The sequence below is a fragment of the Janthinobacterium rivuli genome (assembly GCF_009208735.1).
In the GTDB taxonomy this organism is placed as follows: domain Bacteria; phylum Pseudomonadota; class Gammaproteobacteria; order Burkholderiales; family Burkholderiaceae_D; genus Janthinobacterium.
Map to the genome: position 1 here is coordinate 151,442 of NZ_WFLJ01000010.1, position 18,484 is coordinate 169,925.

Below are 18,484 nucleotides of genomic sequence, written 5' to 3' on the forward strand. Positions count from 1 at the left end.
ATACATAAGAAGCTTTCAGAGATTACTTGCCGGCACGCGCGCGCGCCACGGCCGCTTCCAGGTTCGTCCAGGCCGGCTGGTGGCTGCGGCTGCGGCGCAGATAGGCGGCCAGCTGGGCCACGTCGTTGTCCGTCAGCGAGGCGGCAAAGCCGGGCATCAGCACGCCGGGCATGGCCGCGTCCTTGCTAATGCCGTGCAATATCACCTGGATCAGGTTGGCGGGATCGGGCGCGCTGACGGCGCTGTTCAGGCTCAGTTCCGGACGCAGGGCCACGGGCCGGCCATCGCTGTTCGAGTGGCACGACGCGCAGGCGGCCACGTACAGGCTGGCGCCACGGTCATTGTCGACCAGGCTGACTCTTTGCGAGCGGGCGATGCCGGCTTTCACCACGGTATCGGTATCGACCTGGCGTTGCCCGACTGCCGCCACGCCGGCAAAATACGTTGCCAGCGCACGGATATCGCTGTCGGGCGCAGCGCCCATGCCTTCGTGCACGACGGCCGACATGGGTCCTGCCGCCACGCCGTGCAAGGCCGTCGCCCCCGTACGCAGGAAGGCATACAGTTCATCCTGCGTCCATGGCAAGGGCGCCGTGTTGGCGCTGGTCAAGGCCGGCGCATACCAGTGGTCGATGGACGCGCCCAGATACGAGGAACCGGCCAGCTCGGCGCCCAGCGCATTGCGCGGCGTGTGACAGGCGGCGCAATGGGCCAGGCCTTCGGCCAGGTAGCGGCCCCGGTTCCAGTCCAGCCCTTGCGCGGCATCGAGCCGATACGCCGCCGGCTTGAAAAACAGCAGTTTCCAGCCCGCCTGTAACGGCCGCAGGTTCAAGGGGAAAGGCACGCTGTTGACGGGCGCCGCCGCGTACACGGGCGGGCGCGTCATGAAATACGCGTACAGGGCCGTCAGGTCGGTGTCCGAGACAAGGTTGAAATGGGTGTACGGAAAGACGGGATACAAATGCGCGCCATCGCGGCCCACGCCTTCGCGCATGGCCCGCTGGAAGGCGGCCAGCGACCAGCGGCCGATGCCCGTTTGTCTGTCGGGCGTGATATTCGTCGCATAGATCGTGCCGAACGGCGTGGCCAGGCCGTGGCCGCCCGCGTACTCGGCGCCGCCCTTGGCCGTATGGCAGGCGGCGCAATTGCCCATGCCGGCCAGGATGCGGCCCCGCTCCACCACTTGCGGGGAAAACGCGGTGGCCGCAGGCGGATCGATGGGCGCCAGCGCGGGGCGCCAGTAATACAAGTAGGCAGCCAGCGCCGCCACGATGAGCAATGCCAGCGACAACAGCAGGCCGGTGAAAATCTTTTTGAGCAAAACAGGAGTCCGATAAAAGGCTAAGCACGCGCCTGCCGCGCACGGACGGCAGCAACAGGGCAGATGATGACAATGATAGGGATAATCTTACCGCGATTGTGACTTGTTGTATGTACGCAATGACACGGAGGTCGTGCCGCAGGTGGGCTGCGCCTTATAATCAGCGTTTCAGCACGCCGCCGCTCCTTCATGCATACCGTTACCATCATCCTCATCCTCGTCCTGACCGTCGTCCTGTGCGGCTTTCTCGCCCGCTCGCGCTGGGTCAAGCTGCCGCTGCCCCTGATCCAGATCGCCGGCGGCACGGGATTGGCCGTGTTTGGCGTGCAAGTGCCGCTCGATCCCGATATTTTCTTCCTGCTCTTCATCCCGCCGCTGCTGTTTCTCGATGGCTGGCGCATTCCCAAGGGCGCCTTCTTTTCCGACGCGCGCTCGATCCTGATGCTGGCCATCGGCCTGGTGCTGTTTACCGTGCTGGGCATGGGTTTCTTCATCGACTGGCTCATTCCCAGCGTGCCGCTGGCCGTCGCCTTCGCGCTGGGCGCCATCCTGTCGCCGACCGACCCGGTGGCCGTCTCGGCGATCGCCGCCGGCAATCCCATTCCGCCGCGCCTGATGCACATCCTCGAAGGCGAATCCTTGCTCAACGACGCGTCGGGCCTCGTCTGCTTCACGTTTGCCGTGGGCGCCATGATGACGGGCGGCTTTTCCATCGGCGCCGCCTCGCTGAGTTTCCTGCAGGAAGCGGGCGGCGGCATCATCATCGGCCTGGCCATCTCGTGGGGCGTGGGCCTGGCGAATAAATGGCTGGTGAGCAAGGTCGGCGAAGAGCCGGGCCTGCAAATTCTGATCAGCATCCTGATCCCGTTCGCCGCCTACCTGGGCGCCGAGCAAATCCACGGCTCCGGCATCCTGGCCGCCGCCACGGCGGGCGTGTCGATGCATTATGCCGACCTGATCGGCCGTCCGCTGGCCGCCACGCGCACCCAGCGCAAGGCCGTGTGGGATACCGTGCAACTGGTCTTGAATGGCGTGATCTTCGTCATGCTCGGCGCGCAGCTGCCCGCCACCGTTGCCGGCTTGCCGGCCGCCTCCATGGAAGTGGGCGCCGGCAGCGCCTGGAAGCTGCCCCTGTTCGTCGTCGCCATCACGGTGGGGCTGACCTTCATGCGCTTCCTCTGGGTCTTCATTTCCATGAAACTGACCCTGTTCAAGCACCACAAGAAAATCGCGGGCGAACCGAAGGATGCGGCGCTGCTGGCCCGCCCCAGCCTGCGCCTGTTGCTGGTGGCGTCGTTCGCGGGCGTGCGCGGCGCGCTGACCCTGGCCGGCATTTTGACCCTGCCGTTGTTCTTGCCCGACGGCACGCGCTTTCCCGCGCGCGACCTCGTCATCTTCCTGGCCATGGGCGTGATCTTGCTGTCGCTGCTGCTGGCCAGCGTCACCTTGCCCCTGCTGACCAAAGGCCTGGTGTTCGCGCCGCCCGCGCGCCGCTCGACGGAAGAGCGCAATGCCCGGGCCGCCGCCGCCGAAGCGGCCATCGCGCGGCTGGAAAAGGTGTGCGAAGGCATCGACAAAAATGACAAGCAGCAAGTCGTCACCGAGGCGGCCAACCGCCTGATCGAAGCCTACCGGCGCCGCCTCGCGTATGGCGAAAGCAGCAACGACGAGGCGATGCGCTTGCAGGAACTGGCCAAGGCCGAGCGCGCGCTGCGCCTGGAAGCGCTGAACGCGGAACGCGATGAACTGTTCCGGCGCCGCATTTCGGGCGAACTGGACGACACCATCCATTTGCGCCTGCTGCGCGAAATCGACTTGCTGGAAGCAACACTGGAAGAATAGCAACACTTTGGCGTGCCACGGCAGTGTTGATAAGTAATTCTCATGGTAAAGAATGCAAGTTTTAACATTCGTGTTTATAATGCAAGGTTGATGGCGTAGCGCCGTGATTTACTTTCGGCAGGGACTTCCGTACAGTCTGTGTTGTTGAGTAACTATTTGAATAGCCACCCGACCTGCATAAAGACACCGACGCCGTGCCCTCCTTCCCTCGCCACAGGCAGCGCCTTGCGCCGCCCGCCCTGCTCGCCCATGTGCTGCTGGCATCGCTGCTCGCCTGCGCTGCGCTGGCGCCATGCGCGGCGTGGGCGCAAACGGGCGCGGCGGCCGACGCCAGGCGTCCCGCCGAGGTGGCCCAGGTCCTGTTTGGCATCATCAGTTATGTGCGCTGGCCCGTGGCGCGCCCGGAAGTGCGCGTCTGCATGCTCGGCGCGCCCCGCTACGGCGCGGCCATCGTCGACACGCCCGCCTCCAGCCTGGGCCAGCGCATCCGCGTGAAAGTCCCCGCAGCGGCCAGCGCGGCCAGCGAATGCGACGTCGTCTACCTGGGCAGCTTGCCGGAGGGCGAACGCGAACATCTGCTGGCGCAGATCATCGGCAAGCCGATTCTGTCGGTCGCAGAACCCGGCACGTCCTGCAGCGTGGGCACCATGTTCTGCCTGCGCCTGAACGACGCGCAGATCGGTTTTGACGTCAACCTCGACGCCATCGCCCGCAGCGGCCTGCGCGTGCATCCGAACGCCTTGCAAATTGCACGTCGCAAGGGACCGCCGCCATGAGCGCCCGCATGAACAGCAAGCCTGCCCGCAAGCTCCGCCCCACGCTCGACAGCGTGCTGCGGCGTGCCCACCTGAGCGTGTCGCTGATCGCCGTGCTGGCGGCCGGCCTGACCCTGACGGCCGTGGCGCTGCTGGCCCTGCGCGTGTATTCGGACCAGAACCTGCGCCTGGTGGCCCGCTCGATGAGCTACACGGTGGAAGGGGCCGTCGTCTTTGGCGACTCCATGGCGGCCAAGGAAGCGCTGGCCCTGATCGGCGTCAATGAAGACGTCGACCAGGCACGGGTGAGCGACCAGGCCGGCAAGGTGCTGGCCCACTGGGAACGGGGCCAGCACGGCACGCGCTACGTCATCGAACGCGCGCTGACAGGCTGGATGCTGCCCGATTCGCTGACCTTTCCCATCATGCGCAATGAACAGGCCATCGGCAACATCACCCTGGTGCCGCACAGCCGCAGCCTGCTGCCTTTCCTGCTGAGCGGCCTTTCCTGCCTGCTCGCCTGCCTGGTGCTGAGCCTGGTCGTCGCCGTGCGTCTGTCGCGCCGCATGGAAACGGAGATCACGTCGCCCCTGCGCCATCTGGCGGAAACGGCGCACCGCGTGCGGCGCGACCGTTCGTTCGAACTGCGCGTGCCGCCGGCCAACATCGCCGAGCTGAACCAGATCAATGACGACTTCAACGCCCTGCTCGACGAACTGGAAGCGTGGCAAAGCCATCTGCAAAAGGAACACGCGTCGCTGTCGCATCGCGCCAACCACGACAGTCTGACGGGCCTGTCGAACCGCGCCTTCATGGAAGCGGAGCTGGAACGCGCCATTCTCGAAGCGCGGGTCGGCAATGGCAAGGTGGCCGTGCTGTTCCTCGACAGCGACCGTTTCAAGTACATCAACGACACCTTCGGCCACGCCTCGGGCGACAGGGTGCTGGTGACGATCGCCGCGCGCATCAAGCAGCAATTGCGCGAGGGCGACCTGGTGGCGCGCCTGGGTGGCGACGAATTCGCCATCCTGCTCAAGCCGCTGCGCAACAGCAGCGACGCCATGCACATCGCCGACAACATCATCGCCGCCATGGCGCAAGCCATCGACCTCCCCACTGGCAACAGCATCGTCAGCTCGCTGACCATCGGCGTGGCCGTCTTCCCCGATCACGCCATCGACGCCGTTTCGCTCGTGGGCGCGGCGGACGAAGCCATGTACCGCGCCAAGCAGACGCAGCGCGGCACGCGCCAGGTGGCGCGCCTGCCGCAAACCCACCTTCACCCCTGAACCAAGGAGCAACACCATGCACTTCCTCTACAAGCAATTACGCCGCGGCTTCCTCGGCCTCCTGATGCTGGGCCTGCTGGCCGCCTGCCAGAGCACGCCGGAGACAAAACCGCTGTTCAACGCCGAGCAAGTCGCCACCTTGAAGGAGCAAGGCTTCAACCAGACGGACGAAGGCTGGGAGCTGAGCTTTACCGACAAGCTGCTGTTTGAATTCGACGCCGCCAAGCTGACGCCACCGAGCCGCACCGCCATCCAGAAAATCAGCGCCGCCCTGCTGAAAGTGGGCATTACCCACATGCGCGTGGAAGGCCATACGGATAACGAAGGCACGGAAGCGTACAACAACAAGCTGTCGCTGGCGCGCGCCAACGTGGTGGCCGACGCCATGAGCGCATCGGGCATTCCACGCGACAACATCACCGTCAAGGGCCTGGGCATGAGCAAGCCCGTGGCTTCGAACGCCAGCAAGACGGGCAAGGCGGAAAACCGCCGCGTCACCGTCATCGTTTCGGCGCCTTGAACGTGGGCGTGCCCGCCATGCGTTGGGTCGTGATGGGCGTCTCCGGCTGCGGCAAGAGCGCCGTCGGCAGCCTGCTGGCCCAAGCCTTGCACCTGCCTTACGTGGAAGGCGACGACGTGCATTCCCCGGAAAACGTGGCCAAGATGGCGGCCGGCATCCCGCTCGACGACGTGGACCGGGCCGGCTGGCTGGCCGCCCTGCGCGAACGCATCGCCACGGCCCGCGCGCAAGGCGGCGGGCTCGTCGTCTCCTGCTCGGCCCTGAAACGCGCCTACCGCGACGTGCTGCGCGAGGGCGACCCGGCCCTGCGCTTCGTCCACCTGGACGGCCCGCGCGCCGTGTTGGAGCGCCGCCTGCAGCGCCCCGGCCATTTCATGCCGCCCAGCCTGCTCGACAGCCAGCTGGCCACCCTGCAGCCCTTGCAGGCGGACGAGGCCGGCATCGTGCTCGACATCCGCCAGCCGCTGGCAACACTGGTCGAACAGATCCTGCAAGCGCCGACAGGCGCGCGGCTGGACAGTCCGCAGCGCCCTGTGTAGACTGGCGCGCACTTTCACGAAGGATTTTTATGACCACACCAACGACAAAACCGGCACCGGGCCCGGAATTCTGGGAACGCGCCGACCAGATCATCGCCCTGGCCAACGAGCAATGCGAACAGAGCCGCGGCAACGAAGTGGCCACCTCGCTGCTGTACGCGGCAGCCCGCTTCAACGCCTTCCTCGTTGCCAGCAAGACCAACGATGTGGCCAAGATGCAACAGGAAAAGGACGACGCCGTGACCTTCTTCACGGAACAGTACAAGCGCATGCTGACGGATAATTTCAACGACTACATCGCCAACTTCGACAAATACACGCAACCGTCGTCCGCCCCCCAGGGTTGATCACCGCAGCCAGCCTGGACAGCCACCGCGCCCGCGCCACCGGCGCGGACAGCGCGCTCGACGGCGTGGTACGCTATGCGCCGCTGCCCTCGCTGTGGCTGATGTCCATGTTGGCCGGCGCCGTGACCGGCGCCGTGTTCTTCTTCAGCTGGACCGGCCTGCTGCTGTTTGCGGCCGGCACGGCCATCGTCCTGCTGTTCGGCCATTCGCTGGGCAGCCACCGCAAACTGATCCACGACAGCTTTGAATGCCCGCGATGGCTGGAATACCTGCTCGTCTACCTGGGCGTGCTGGTGGGCCTGAGCGGCCCGCTGGGTCTGCTGCGCCAGCACGAGCTGCGCGACTATGCCCAGCGCCTGCCCGACTGCCATCCCTATCTGCGCCACGGCGCCGGCGTCTGGCGCGATGCTTGGTGGCAATTACATTGCCGCCTGGACCTCGTCCACCCGCCGCACATCGCCATCGAACCGCGCATCGCGCACGACCGCTTTTACCGCTTTCTGGAAACCACCTGGATGCTGCAGCAACTGCCGTGGGCCGCGCTGTTCTACGCCTGGGGCGGCTGGGGCCTCGTGTGCTGGGGCGTCTGCGCGCGGGTCAGCGCCGGCGTGCTCGGCCATTGGCTGATCGGCTACTTCGCGCACAACCATGGGCAGATGCACTTCGAGGTCCATGGCGCCGCCGTGCAAGGCAGGAATATCCGCCTGACCTCGCTGCTGACCATGGGCGAATGCTGGCACAACAACCATCACGCCTATCCGGGCTCAGCCAGGCTGGGCCTGCTGCCGGGCGAATGGGACCCGGGCTGGTGGATGCTGCTGCTCTTGCGGCGCCTGGGCCTCGTCTCCGGCCTGCGCCTGCCGCACGACCTGGCGCCGCGGCCTGAACTGCGCCGCCTTGACGGCGCCGCCGTTCAGGCGTCGTCGCCACCGGCCAGGTAATTGTTTTTGACGCGCACGTAATGCTCGGCCGAATAGCGCAGGTAGGCGATCTCGGCTTCCGTCAGTGCGCGCACCTTGACGGCGGGCCGGCCTACATACAAGTGGCCGCTTTCCAGCACCTTGCCCGGCGATACCAGGCTGCCCGCGCCCAGCATCACGTGCTTTTCCACCACCACGTCATCCATGACGATACTGCCCATGCCGATCAGGCATTCGTCGCCGATGGTGCAGCCGTGCAAGATCACGGAATGGCCGATGGTCACGTATTTGCCAATGGTCAAGGGCGAACCGTCGGGCTTGGCCGCATTCTTGTGCGACACATGGCCCATGGAAAAGTCCTGGATATTGCTGCCCTCGCCGATGACGATGCGGTTGACGTCGCCGCGCAGTACGCTGTTGCACCAGATCGAGCAATCGTCGCCGATCCGCACATCGCCAATCACTTGCGCCGTGTCATGCAGGTAGACGCGCTCACCCAGCACGGGACGGGTATTCAGGTAGGAACTGACTGGCATCGTTTTCTCGCTTTTCATTAATAATAAATTCACACCCAGCCGGCGGCCAGCGCGAAAATCGCCAGGCCATGCGCCAGGGACGCGCCCAGCAAGCCGGCACGGCAATATACCAGCCCCGCCACCACGCCTTCGATCACGGTGAACACGAGGATGGGCGCGCCCACCTGCGTGACGGTGGTGGCGAGGAAGGCGTGGCACAGGCCAAACAGCAGGCCCGACACCAGCGCCGCGCGCCAGGCCGGCAGCCAGGCGCGCAATTGCTGCTGCAGCAAGCTGCGGAACAGCAATTCCTCATAACAGTTGGCCGCCAGCGCAAAGCCCAGCAGCAAGGGCAGCGCTGATGGCGCGACGGGCGCCAGCGACGGCAAGCCGACAGCGGCTTTCAAGCCCGTCGCCAGCGCGATGATCACGCACGCGCCCGCCACACCCAGCAGCACGGACAGGACCGGGCGCACGCCGAGCCAGCGGATCTGGCGGCGCGCCTCACTTTCCAGCCAGCAAGTACTCGCCACCAGCCCCAGCGACATGGCGCCCAGCGCCAGCAAGACCGGCGGCGGCGCCGTGAAGCGCAAGCCGCCCGCCGCCACTTGCCAGTAGCCGTGCGCCGTCATCGCGTCGCGCGCCAGCACGAAGAACAGTATATGCACGAGCACGCGCAGCAGCGGAATTGTCCGTGGCAACGCCAGCAGCAAGGCGGCGCAGACGAGGAAGGCAGGCGTGATCGCCAGCAGATACCGCGCCAGGGAAGTGATCTCGGGCATCGCTCAATCGTTCGGTAGTGCCAACGGGCACGGGCGCAGCAATTGTATGCGGCGGCCGGCAACCTGGGCAAGCTATCTGGCGACGCCGCCGTCAGGCCGCCTTGCGCCAGCCATGCATCAGCGCATGCGCCGTCAGCCCGGCCGCCAGTCCCCACAGGGCGCCGCCCACGCCCAGCAAGGTCACATTCGCGGCCGTGGCGAGAAACGTGATCAGCGCCGTTTCGCGCATGCGCACGTCCGCCATCGCCTGCGCCAGGCTGTTGCCGATGGCGCCCAGCAAGGCCAGACCCGCCAGCGCCGTGATGAAGGGGCGCGGCAATACCATGAACAGGCTGGCCAGGGTGACGCCGAAGATGCCCACCAAAATGTACAGCACGCCGCACGCCAGGCCCGCGACATAGCGCTTCGACGGGTCAGCATGCGCATCCTTGCCCGTGCAGATGGCGGCCGTGATGGCGGCCACGTTGAACGCGTGCGCGCCGAACGGCGCCATGAGCAGCGAACCGAGCCCCGTCACCGTCAAAATCGGACTGGCGCTGACCTGGTAACCGTCATTGCGCAGCACCAGCATGCCGGGCATGTATTGCCCCGTCAGGGTGATCAGGAACAGGGGCAGCGCCACGCCCAGCAGCGACGCCACGGAAAAGCGCGGCATCTCGAACACGGGCGCGGCCAGGGCCAGTGCTATGCCTTGCGCATCGATGCGCCCCTGCGCCAGCAGCAGGGTCAGGCCGATCAGCATGATGCCCACCACGGCAAAGCGCGCCGTGAAACGGCGCAGCACGGCGTACGACAGCAGCAGCACGACCACCAGCAGCGGATCGGCGCTGGCGCCGCCGAACGCGTTCACGCCGAATTGCAGCAGGATGCCGGCCAGCAAGCCGGCGGCGATGCCGCCCGGTATCAGCCGCACCAGGCGCTCGAAGGCGCCGGACATGCCCAGCAAGATGAAGGCGATGGCGGACACGATGTAGGCGCCGATCACCTCGGCATACGGCGTGTGCGGCATGACGGTGGCCAGGAAGGCCACGCCGGGCGTGGACCAGGCCGTGATGATGGGCGCGCGGTAGCGGTAGCTGAGCCAGATGCCCGTCACGCCCACGCCGATGCTCAGCGACCAGACCCAGGACGCCGTCTGCGCGGCGCTGAGCTGGGCCAGCTGGGCCGCCTGGAACACCAGCACGAAGGTGCCGCCATAATTGACGAGGACGGAAATGAAGGCCGCCATGGCGGGGGACGCCAGGTCGCGCCAGCGCGCCTGGCGCCTGTCGCCGGTGATGGCCGAGGATGTGGAACTTGTCTGCATGCGTGTGCCCTTGCCTGAGGTTTAAAAAAGGGCATCTTAGCGCCCGCATGGACTGCTCAGGCAGGCCAATTTCCACACATCCAGCAGACCACTTCACCGCTCACCCCAACGCGCGGGCCAGGCGCACGATGCCGCTGTCGATCTCGTGCGGCGTGAGCGCCGCAAAGCCCAGCAGCCAGCCGCCCCGCTCCGGCGGCCTCGCATACAGCCGGCTCAGGCCTGGCAGCACGATGCCCGCCTGCGCCGCCAGGCGTAGCGTGTCCAGCTCGTCCCTGCCCTCGTGCAGCAGACACGGCATCTGCAAGCCGCCCGGCGGCAGCTGCGCCGTCACCACGTGCGGCAAGTGCCGCCGCACGGCCTGCGCCATCGCATCGCGGCGCACGGCGTAGACCTTGCGCATGGCGCGCACATGGGCCGCGAAATGGCCGTCGGCGATGAAACGGGCCAATGTCAGCTGGTCCAGCTGCGGCGTATGGCCATCGAGGATGCTGCGCGCATACGTCATCGGTTTCACCAGCGCGGGCGGCAGCACCATGTAGCCGAGCCGCAGACCCGGATACAGCGACTTGGCGAAGGTGCCCAGGTAAATCGTGCGCTGCTGCGTGTCGAGCCCCTGCACGCACGCCGTCGGCAAACCCGCGTAGTGAAACTGGCTGTCGTAATCGTCCTCGATGATCCAGCCCTGGCGCTCCGCAGCCCAGGCGGTCAGGGCCAGGCGGCGCTCGAGCGCCAGGGTGGCGCCCGTCGGGTACTGGTGCGAGGGCGTGACGTACACGGTGTTGGCCCCGCTGCGGTCCGCGCGCAGGTGGTCGATCGACAAGCCATCGGCATCGACGGGTACTGGAATCACCTGCAATTGCGCCATCTCGAACGCCTTGCGTGCGCCGAAATAGCCGGGGTCCTCCATCAGGATGGGGCCATGCGCGTCGGCCAGCACCTGCGCGCACAGGTACAGGGCCTGGCGCGTGCTGCTCAGCACCAGCACCTGGCCGGCCGTGGCCCGCGCGCCCCGCTCCAGGTTCACATAGTCGGCGATGGCCTGGCGCAGCGGTTCGGCGCCTTGCGGGTCGCCATGCAGCAGCACATGGTGTTCGCCGGCCGCCTGGCGCCGCAAGCGCTCCCACACGTCGAGCGGAAAGGCCCGCGTTTCCGGCAAGCCCGTGGCAAACGCCTTCACGCTCTGCTGGTCGTTCACGCCGCCGCTGGCGAGGATGTGCGCGCCGCGCGCGCTGAGGGCCACCGGCTGCGCGGACAAGGGCGGCAGCGCGCTCGCAGGCTTGCCCAGCAAGCTCGCGCCTATCGTCGGCGAGACAAAACTGCCCGATCCCGCCTGGCGCCGCAGATAGCCATCGAGGCGCAGCTGCGCATACGCCATTTCCACCGTGTCGCGCGACACGCCCAGCGATTGCGCCAGCGCGCGCGTGGCCGGCAGGCGCAGGCCGGGCGCCAGCACGCCATCGAGTATCAGCTGGCGCAGCGCGCGCTGCACCCGCACGCGCAGCTCGAGCGCCGCCAGTTCAGGGGCGGCGAGGCGGATCTTCAGGGTGTCGAGTTCGAACAGCGGCGTCATATGGCCTTGGCGCGGGCGGCATCCACGGCGGCGACGCTGCTGGCCAGCGAAAAGCCGTGCTGCTGCAGCACCGCCACCAGCTGTTCGCCGGCGCAGCCGAGGCGCAGGTTTTCCGCCACCCAGTCCTGCCACTCGCGGCTGACGTCCGGCATCGGTTCATCGTCCAAGGTGAGACCGAGTATGCAGCTGGCCAGCAAGCCGTTGATGCGCCGCGTGTCGATCAAGTGCTGCACCACCGCATGACCCGAGTGGGGATACGGATGCAGGGTGCAGCGGCCGAAGGCGGCCAGACGCTGCGCGTGCATGGCGTCGAGGTTGACCGACTCGCTGGCGCCGGCGCCGGCGTTGGCCGCATCCGGCCGCGTGCCGAACACCAGGTGCATCTGCGTTGTCTCCGTCGCCCTGGCGCGGCACAGGGCCGCCAGGTCGTAGTAGCCCGATGGCGGCGGGTCTTGCGCCAGCGACTCCATCACGGGCAGCCAGCGCAGCTCATGGTACAAGCGCGCCTGTTCCACGTCGAGGAAGGACAGCGGCCCGAAGGCGACGATCTGCTGCGCGTCCAGCAGCAAGCCATACATGACGGCCGCGTACGCGCCCATGGACTGGCCGAGGGTGCTGATGGTACTGGGTGCGATGCGGCGCACCAGCTCGCGCAAGGCTAGCGCCGTTTCATCCACGTGGTTGCCCAGGCCCGTGATGCGGCGGTGGTACCAGGCATTGCCCGAGTCGCGCACGAGGATCTTGTTCAGGTGCTGGCCGCTGGCCTGCTCCAGCTTGCGCAGGCGGCCGTAAAAATCGAAGGCGGGACGCGTCGTCCACGACACGAAGCCGAAGGCGATCACCAGCGGCGCGCCGGGCACGATGCGGTCGACCAGCACGTCGTCGCCGGTGGTGGCGACCAGTCGATTATCCAGCGCTTGCGCTTGCAGCATCGGCCCGGCTCCCGATAAAAGTTGAATACGGCACAAAACATGAGTGTAATGCCAGGACTGGCAAAATGGAAACATTGGCCGCTGCGGTACGCGGGCAGGCACGGGAAAAGTGCTAGTCTGGCGACTATTCACCGTTGAACAGGAGCCTCCCATGCTGCATCGCCTGAAATACCTGTCCCTCGCCGCCGCCATCGCCATGGCGGGCGGCTGCGCCGCCACAGCCGACAGGGCCAAGCCGGCCACCGGCCTGGAGCCGACGTACAGCCTGACGAATACCTACTGGAAGCTGACGGAACTCGATGGCGCCCCGGTGACGATGGCGCCGCAACAGGAGCGCGAAGTGCGCATCACCCTCACCGACGACGGCAAGGTCCACGGTTTCACGGGCTGCAACCAGGTCATGGGCGGCTACACGCTGGCCGGCACGGCGCTGCGCTTCACCCAGCTGGCCGGCACGCGCATGGCCTGCCCGCCTCCCCTGATGCAGCTGGAAAGCGCCGTGCTGGCCAACTTGAACAGCGTGACGGGCTACCGTTTCGAAGGCGAGTATCTGATCCTGCTCAAGGATGGCGCGCCCGTGGCCAGGTTTGAATCGGTCTACCTGTGAAATAAAAATCGACTGCCGTTACAATGGCTTCCAGCCCATCATCTGGAAGGAAGCCATGTCCGCACTGCCCTCGCCGCTGCAGCAGCCACCGTTATCGTCAACGCCGCCCCGGGCCGCAGGCCGCTACCGCGCCCTGCTGTTCGACATGGACGGCACCGTCATCAATTCCATCGCCGCCGCGGAACGCATCTGGGGCACCTGGGCACAGCGCCAGGGCCTCGACGTGGCGGCCTTCCTGCCCACCATCCACGGCGCCCGTTCGGTCGACACCATCGCCAAGCTGCGCTTGCCCGGCGTCGACGCGCAGCGCGAGTCGCAGGGCATCACGGATGCGGAGATCGTCGACGTGGAAGGAATCATTGAAATCGCGGGCGCGCTGCGCTTTTTGCAGTCGCTGCCGCCCGCGCAATGGGCGATCGTCACCTCGGCGCCGCGCGCGCTGGCCACGGCCCGCCTGAAGGCGGCCGGCATGCCGATACCCGCCATCATGGTGACGGCGGAAGACGTCAAGGCCGGCAAGCCGAAACCCGATTGCTATTTGCTGGCGGCGGAAAAACTGGGCGTGGCGCCCGCTGACTGCCTCGTGTTCGAAGATGCGTCCGTCGGCATCGAGGCGGGCGAGGCGGCTGGCGCGAAGGTCATCGTCGTCACCGCCACGCATGCGCACCCGCTGGCCACCCGCCACCCGGCCATCGACAATTATGAAGCCATCGTGGCGACGCTCGATGCGGACGGCTTCATCGTGCTGGCGGAGTCGGTTGCAGCACGCGCGACAAGATAGCCTGCTCCAGCGCGGCGAAGGCCGCATGGCCGCGCTGGCGCGGGCGCGGCAAGTCCACCTGCACGTCCATGGTGATCCGCCCCTCCTCGATCAGCAGCACGCGGTCGGCCAGGGCCACGGCTTCGGCCACGTCGTGCGTCACCAGCACGGCCGTGAAGCCGCGCGCCAGCCACAGCGACTCGATCAGCTGCTGCATCTCGATGCGCGTGAGGGCGTCGAGCGCGCCCAATGGCTCGTCGAGCAGCAGCAATTGCGGTTCGTGCACGAGGGCGCGCGCCAGCGCCACGCGCTGCTTCTGGCCGCCCGACAGCGCTGACGGCCAGTCGTCAGCCCGCTCGGCCAGGCCGACGGTCCACAGCGAGGCGGCCGCCGCACCGACGGAACGGGGCAGGCCCAGGGCCACGTTGTCGAGCACCGTCTTCCACGGCAGCAGACGCGATTCCTGGAACATGATGCGGATGTCGGGCGCGCCCACGCCGCTGCCGATGGCGATGCTGCCCTCGTCGACGCTTTCCAGGCCAGCGATGGAGCGCAGCAAGGTGCTCTTGCCGCAGCCACTGCGTCCCACGATGGCGACGAATTCGCCCGCTTCCAGTTGCAGGTCGACGTTGTTCAGCACGGGACGTTCGCCATAGGCCTTGCTCAATTGCGTCAAGGCCAGCGGCACGCCGCGGCGCGCCATAGGCGCCTGCGGGGCGACCTTCGCCTGCGGCGGCGCGCCGGCCGGGTCGTACCGCACGAAATGCGATAAAAAATCCGTTTCAATCTGGATGGGGGCGAGCAGCATGGTGTTCTTTCCTCGTTTCGTCACTATCGGTAGGCGGGATTCCAGCGCAGGCAGCGGCGTTCCAGCCCCCGCGAGAACAGGTCGGCCAGCTTGCCCAGCAAGGCATACAGCAGTATCCCCACCAGCACCACGTCCGTTTGCAAAAATTCGCGCGCATTCATGGTCATGTAGCCGATGCCGGCCTGCGCCGAGATGGTTTCTGCGACGATCAGCAGCACCCACACGAGTCCCAGCGAAAAGCGCACGCCGACCAGGATCGAGGGCATGGCGGCCGGCAGGATCACGTCGCGGTACAGGGGCCAGCCGGACAGGCCATAGCTTTTCGCCATCTCGATCAAGCCCTGGTCGGCCGAGCGGATGCCGTGGAAGGTGTTCAGGTAGACGGGAAAGAACACGCCGACGGCCAGCAGAAACAGCTTGGCCGTCTCGTCGATGCCGAACCACAGGATCACCAGCGGGATCAGGGCCAGGGCCGGGATGTTGCGCACCATTTGCAAGGTCGTGTCGAGCAGGGTTTCCGCATGGCGGAAACTGCCCGTCAATAGCCCCAGCAGCAAGCCCAGTCCCGCGCCGATGGCGAAACCGACGGTGGCGCGCCACAAGCTCGTTTTCAGGTGCAGCCACAATTCGCCCGATGCGGCCAGGTGCCAGAAGGCTTTCGCCACGGCCCACGGCTCTGGCAGGATGCGGCTCGACAGCCAGCCCCACTGCGCCGCCAGCTGCCATGCCAGCAGCAGCGCCACGGGCAGGGCCCACGGCGCCAGCGCATTGCGCCACGGCGTGCCTGGCGGACGCTTGACGGCGGCCCTCGCCATCTCAGGCCGCCTTTTTCTGCGGCGCGGCCGGCACGATATTGCTGGCCATGACTTCGCCAAAGGGGCCGCTCAACGATTGCTCGCCCACGGCCTTGCCCTTGCCCAGCAGCGGGAACACCAGTTCGGCAAAGCGGTACGATTCTTCCAGGTGTGGATAGCCGGAGAAAATGAAGGTATCGATGCCCAGGTCCGCGTATTCCTGCATGCGCGCCACCACCGTCGGACCATCGCCCACCAGGGCCGTGCCCGCGCCGCCACGCACCAGACCCACGCCTGCCCACAGGTTGGGCGACACTTCGAGCTTGTCGCGCCGCCCGCCGTGCAGGGCCGCCATGCGCTGCTGGCCCACGGAATCCATCTTGCCGAAGGCCGCCTGCGCCTTGGCGATGATGTCGTCGTCCAGGTGGCTGATCAGTTCATCGGCCGCGCGCCAGGCCGCCTCATTCGTTTCGCGCACGATCACGTGCAGGCGGATGCCGAAGCGCACCGTGCGCCCGCGCTTGGCGGCGCGCGCGCGGATGTCGGCGATCTTCTCGGCGACCGCGGCGGGCGGCTCGCCCCACGTCAGGTAGACGTCCATCTGCTCGGCCGCCAGTTCGTGCGCGGGCTCGGACGAACCGCCGAAATACAGCGGCGGATACGGCTTCTGCACGGGCGGATACAGGGTTTTCGCGCCCTTCACCTGGATATGCTTGCCCTCGAAATCGTAGCCGGCGGCGCCGCCTTCGCCCGCCAGGGTGGCGCGCCACACCCTGATGAATTCGTCGGAAATTTCATAACGCTTGGCATGGTCCGCAAACAGGCCGTCCGCCTCCAGTTCCCCCTGGTCGCCGCCCGTGACGACGTTGATCAAGAGGCGCCCGTTCGACAGGCGGTCAAACGTGGACGCCATGCGCACGGCCAGGCCGGGCGTGGACAGGCCGGGCCGCACGGCCACGAGGAATTTGAGTTTTTGCGTCACGCTGATCAAGGACGACGCCACCACCCACGCATCTTCGCAGGAGCGGCCCGTCGGCAGCAGCACGCCGCCGTAGCCGAGCGTGTCGGCGGCCACTGCCACCTGGCGCAGATAATCGGCATCGACGGGGCGTGCGCCCTGCGACGTGCCCAGGTAGCGGCTGTCGCCGTGGGTAGGGATGAACCAGAAGACATTCAATGACATGGTGTGTACTCCTTGATTATTTGGTGCTGGTGGCCAGCTGGCGCGCCGGCAGCAGCGCATCCTTGACGACGATCGGTTTCGGAATCAGCTTCAGGCTGGAAAAGGCGTCCGCCACCCTTTGCTGCGAGGCGATGACGTCAACCGACACGGGTTTGACGCCATACGCATAGCGCGCGGCGGCCAGCGCCACGACGTCTTTACTCAAGCCCGTCTGCGCCGACAGGATCGTCGCCACCTCGTCCGGGTTGTTGCGGCCCCAGTCATCGACCTTGGCCACTTCATCGAGCACGATGCGCAGGATCTCGGGGTTTTTCTCCGCATAGGTGCGCGAGGCCAGGTAGAACTGGTAGTTCGCCACCAGGCCCTTGCCGTCGGCCAGCACGCGCGCGCCCAGCTGCTTTTCGGCGGCCGCCAGGAACGGGTCCCAGATGGCCCAGGCATCCACGCTCCCCCGCTCGAAGGCGGCGCGCGCATCGGCCGGCGGCAGGAACACGGGCTGGATGTCGGCGTACGCGACGCCGGCCTTTTCCAGCGCCTTCAACAGCAGGTAATGCACGTTCGAGCCCTTGTTCAGGGCGATTTTCTTGCCCTTCAGGTCGGCCAGGGTGCGCAGGCCGGAACCCTTGGGCACGACGATGGCTTCGCTGGCGGGCGACGCCGGCTCATTGCCGACATACACCAGGTTGGCGCCGGCTGCCTGGGCGAAGATCGGCGGCGCCTCGCCCACGGTACCGAAATCGATGCTGCCCACGTTCAGGCCTTCGAGCAGCACGGGGCCGGCCGGGAACTCCGTCCATTTCACGCCCACGCCCTGCTCGGCCAGGCGTTTTTCCAGGGTGCCGCGCCCTTTGAGCAGGGTCAATGTGCCGTATTTCTGGTAACCGATGCGGACCTCGCCCTTGGCTTGCGCCTGCGCCGCGACCGGCATGCCGGCCGCCATCACGCCGGCGACGGCAGAAAACAGCAAACCCAAAGTGGTACGGCGCGAGAGGCGTTGTGCGTGGCGGTGTGTCATGGTGCTTCCTTTGGTCGGTGAATAATCAGGCGGCTTGATAATGGGGCGCGTAAGGCTGGTCCTGCAGCGAACGCACGGGGAGCGGGATCTCGGCTGGCGCGGTCGGACGCCGGCCCCGCAGCACGAACAGGCCGCTGGAGAGTTCCTCGATGCCGGCCTGTACGCGTTCGGCAATCGGCGCGTCCAGGCTCAGGCCCCGCTCCTCGTGCCAGTCCAGCTGCTGCGCATTGGCATAGATGCTGGTGAAGACTTGCTTGGCGCCCAGCGCATGCAGCACGGGACGCAGCGCATAGTCGAGCGCCAGGGTATGCGCATGGCCGCCGCCCGTGGCCAGCGGCAGCACCAGCTTGCCGGCCAGGCCATCTTGCGGCAGCAGGTCGAGGAAGGCTTTCAGCAAGCCCGTATACGCAGCCTTGTAGATGGGCGTGGCGATCACGATGGCGTCCACGTCCGCCACGGCGCGCACGGCGCGGGCAATCGCCGCGTCATCGTAGTCGGCCAGCAGCAAGGCGCGCGACGGCAAGTCGCGCACATGCAGACTGGCGTAGCCGTGGCCCTGCAGCGCCAGCTGTTCGCCGATATGCAGCAGCAAACGGCTGGAACTTGAGGGGAGTTGCGGGCTGCCGCCCAATAACAAGATGCTCATGTGATGCCCGTCCCTGTAGTTTGTCGAAAGTGG

At 66.7% G+C, this 18,484-nt stretch carries 20 protein-coding genes; 9 read left to right on the forward strand and 11 right to left on the reverse strand.

Translation table 11 applies throughout. The features are described from left to right. Positions 1-22 precede the first annotated feature (22 nt). Entirely contained in the window at positions 23-1,321 is a 1,299-nt protein-coding gene (locus GCN78_RS15215) for a c-type cytochrome (protein ID WP_152252442.1), read from the reverse strand. Between the two features lie 189 nt (positions 1,322-1,510). Between GCN78_RS15215 and GCN78_RS15220 the strand changes: the two genes are divergently transcribed. From GCN78_RS15220 to GCN78_RS15250, 7 genes are all read left to right on the forward strand, one after another. Beyond that, on the forward strand, positions 1,511-3,163 hold the full coding sequence (locus GCN78_RS15220) for a Na+/H+ antiporter (RefSeq protein WP_152252443.1): 1,653 nt from the start codon (positions 1,511-1,513) through the stop codon (positions 3,161-3,163). A gap of 194 nt (positions 3,164-3,357) precedes the next feature. Further along, complete coding sequence (locus tag GCN78_RS15225; protein ID WP_226939649.1) at positions 3,358-3,939, forward strand: YfiR family protein; 582 nt, start codon at positions 3,358-3,360, stop codon at positions 3,937-3,939. An 8-nt stretch (positions 3,940-3,947) separates the two neighbouring features. Next, positions 3,948-5,207: a diguanylate cyclase domain-containing protein gene (locus GCN78_RS15230; RefSeq protein ID WP_226939650.1), complete on the forward strand. Its 1,260-nt coding sequence runs from the start codon at positions 3,948-3,950 to the stop codon at positions 5,205-5,207. Positions 5,208-5,223: 16 nt separating this feature from the next. Continuing rightward, positions 5,224-5,727 (forward strand): OmpA family protein, encoded by a 504-nt coding sequence (locus tag GCN78_RS15235; RefSeq protein ID WP_152252445.1) that lies wholly within the window; start codon positions 5,224-5,226, stop codon positions 5,725-5,727. Positions 5,728-5,744: 17 nt separating this feature from the next. Next, complete coding sequence (locus GCN78_RS15240; protein ID WP_226939651.1) at positions 5,745-6,266, forward strand: gluconokinase; 522 nt, start codon at positions 5,745-5,747, stop codon at positions 6,264-6,266. Positions 6,267-6,295: 29 nt separating this feature from the next. After that, on the forward strand, positions 6,296-6,613 hold the full coding sequence (locus GCN78_RS15245) for a DUF3144 domain-containing protein (protein ID WP_152252446.1): 318 nt from the start codon (positions 6,296-6,298) through the stop codon (positions 6,611-6,613). After that, positions 6,610-7,554 carry an acyl-CoA desaturase gene (locus tag GCN78_RS15250; protein ID WP_226939652.1) on the forward strand — a complete coding sequence of 315 codons (945 nt, stop codon included), beginning with the start codon at positions 6,610-6,612 and terminating at the stop codon, positions 7,552-7,554. The genes GCN78_RS15245 and GCN78_RS15250 overlap by 4 nt, the downstream gene beginning before the upstream one ends. On the opposite strand, the gene GCN78_RS15255 is transcribed toward GCN78_RS15250, so the two are convergent. The 5 genes from GCN78_RS15255 to GCN78_RS15275 form a co-directional block, all read right to left on the reverse strand. Further along, positions 7,527-8,069, reverse strand: a complete 543-nt coding sequence (locus GCN78_RS15255) for a gamma carbonic anhydrase family protein (protein ID WP_152252447.1) — start codon at positions 8,067-8,069, stop codon at positions 7,527-7,529. The genes GCN78_RS15250 and GCN78_RS15255 overlap by 28 nt on opposite strands. A gap of 29 nt (positions 8,070-8,098) precedes the next feature. Further along, a complete protein-coding gene (locus tag GCN78_RS15260; protein ID WP_152252448.1) occupies positions 8,099-8,830 on the reverse strand; it encodes a CPBP family intramembrane glutamic endopeptidase in 732 nt (243 codons plus the stop codon). Between the two features lie 91 nt (positions 8,831-8,921). Next, positions 8,922-10,058 (reverse strand): benzoate/H(+) symporter BenE family transporter, encoded by a 1,137-nt coding sequence (locus GCN78_RS15265; RefSeq protein WP_226939658.1) that lies wholly within the window; start codon positions 10,056-10,058, stop codon positions 8,922-8,924. 178 nt (positions 10,059-10,236) lie between these two features. Beyond that, positions 10,237-11,706, reverse strand: a complete 1,470-nt coding sequence (gene pdxR, locus GCN78_RS15270; RefSeq protein WP_152252450.1) for a MocR-like pyridoxine biosynthesis transcription factor PdxR — start codon at positions 11,704-11,706, stop codon at positions 10,237-10,239. After that, positions 11,703-12,638 carry a hypothetical protein gene (locus GCN78_RS15275; protein WP_152252451.1) on the reverse strand — a complete coding sequence of 312 codons (936 nt, stop codon included), beginning with the start codon at positions 12,636-12,638 and terminating at the stop codon, positions 11,703-11,705. Before GCN78_RS15275 ends, pdxR begins: the two co-directional genes overlap by 4 nt. A 151-nt stretch (positions 12,639-12,789) precedes the next feature. On the opposite strand from GCN78_RS15275, the gene GCN78_RS15280 reads away from it, so the two are divergent. Both GCN78_RS15280 and GCN78_RS15285 read left to right on the forward strand, forming a co-directional pair. After that, positions 12,790-13,245, forward strand: a complete 456-nt coding sequence (locus tag GCN78_RS15280; protein WP_152252452.1) for an META domain-containing protein — start codon at positions 12,790-12,792, stop codon at positions 13,243-13,245. A gap of 55 nt (positions 13,246-13,300) precedes the next feature. After that, positions 13,301-14,026, forward strand: a complete 726-nt coding sequence (locus GCN78_RS15285; protein ID WP_152252453.1) for an HAD-IA family hydrolase — start codon at positions 13,301-13,303, stop codon at positions 14,024-14,026. Here GCN78_RS15285 and GCN78_RS15290 read toward each other — a convergent pair. From GCN78_RS15290 to ssuE, 5 genes are read right to left on the reverse strand one after another with little or no spacing between them, the layout of a single operon-like run. Beyond that, complete coding sequence (locus GCN78_RS15290) at positions 13,983-14,813, reverse strand: ATP-binding cassette domain-containing protein (protein ID WP_152252454.1); 831 nt, start codon at positions 14,811-14,813, stop codon at positions 13,983-13,985. The genes GCN78_RS15285 and GCN78_RS15290 overlap by 44 nt on opposite strands. A 23-nt stretch (positions 14,814-14,836) precedes the next feature. Next, positions 14,837-15,628 carry an aliphatic sulfonate ABC transporter permease SsuC gene (gene ssuC / locus GCN78_RS15295; RefSeq protein ID WP_152252455.1) on the reverse strand — a complete coding sequence of 264 codons (792 nt, stop codon included), beginning with the start codon at positions 15,626-15,628 and terminating at the stop codon, positions 14,837-14,839. A 1-nt stretch (position 15,629) separates the two neighbouring features. Beyond that, positions 15,630-16,790 carry an FMNH2-dependent alkanesulfonate monooxygenase gene (ssuD, locus tag GCN78_RS15300; RefSeq protein ID WP_152252456.1) on the reverse strand — a complete coding sequence of 387 codons (1,161 nt, stop codon included), beginning with the start codon at positions 16,788-16,790 and terminating at the stop codon, positions 15,630-15,632. Positions 16,791-16,806: 16 nt separating this feature from the next. Next, the gene (locus GCN78_RS15305; protein ID WP_193316750.1) at positions 16,807-17,805 is read right to left on the reverse strand and encodes a sulfonate ABC transporter substrate-binding protein; all 999 of its coding nucleotides are present in this window, start codon (positions 17,803-17,805) and stop codon (positions 16,807-16,809) included. 25 nt (positions 17,806-17,830) lie between these two features. Beyond that, positions 17,831-18,451, reverse strand: coding sequence for an NADPH-dependent FMN reductase (ssuE, locus tag GCN78_RS15310; protein ID WP_152252457.1), 621 nt, complete (start codon positions 18,449-18,451; stop codon positions 17,831-17,833). Positions 18,452-18,484 lie beyond the last annotated feature (33 nt).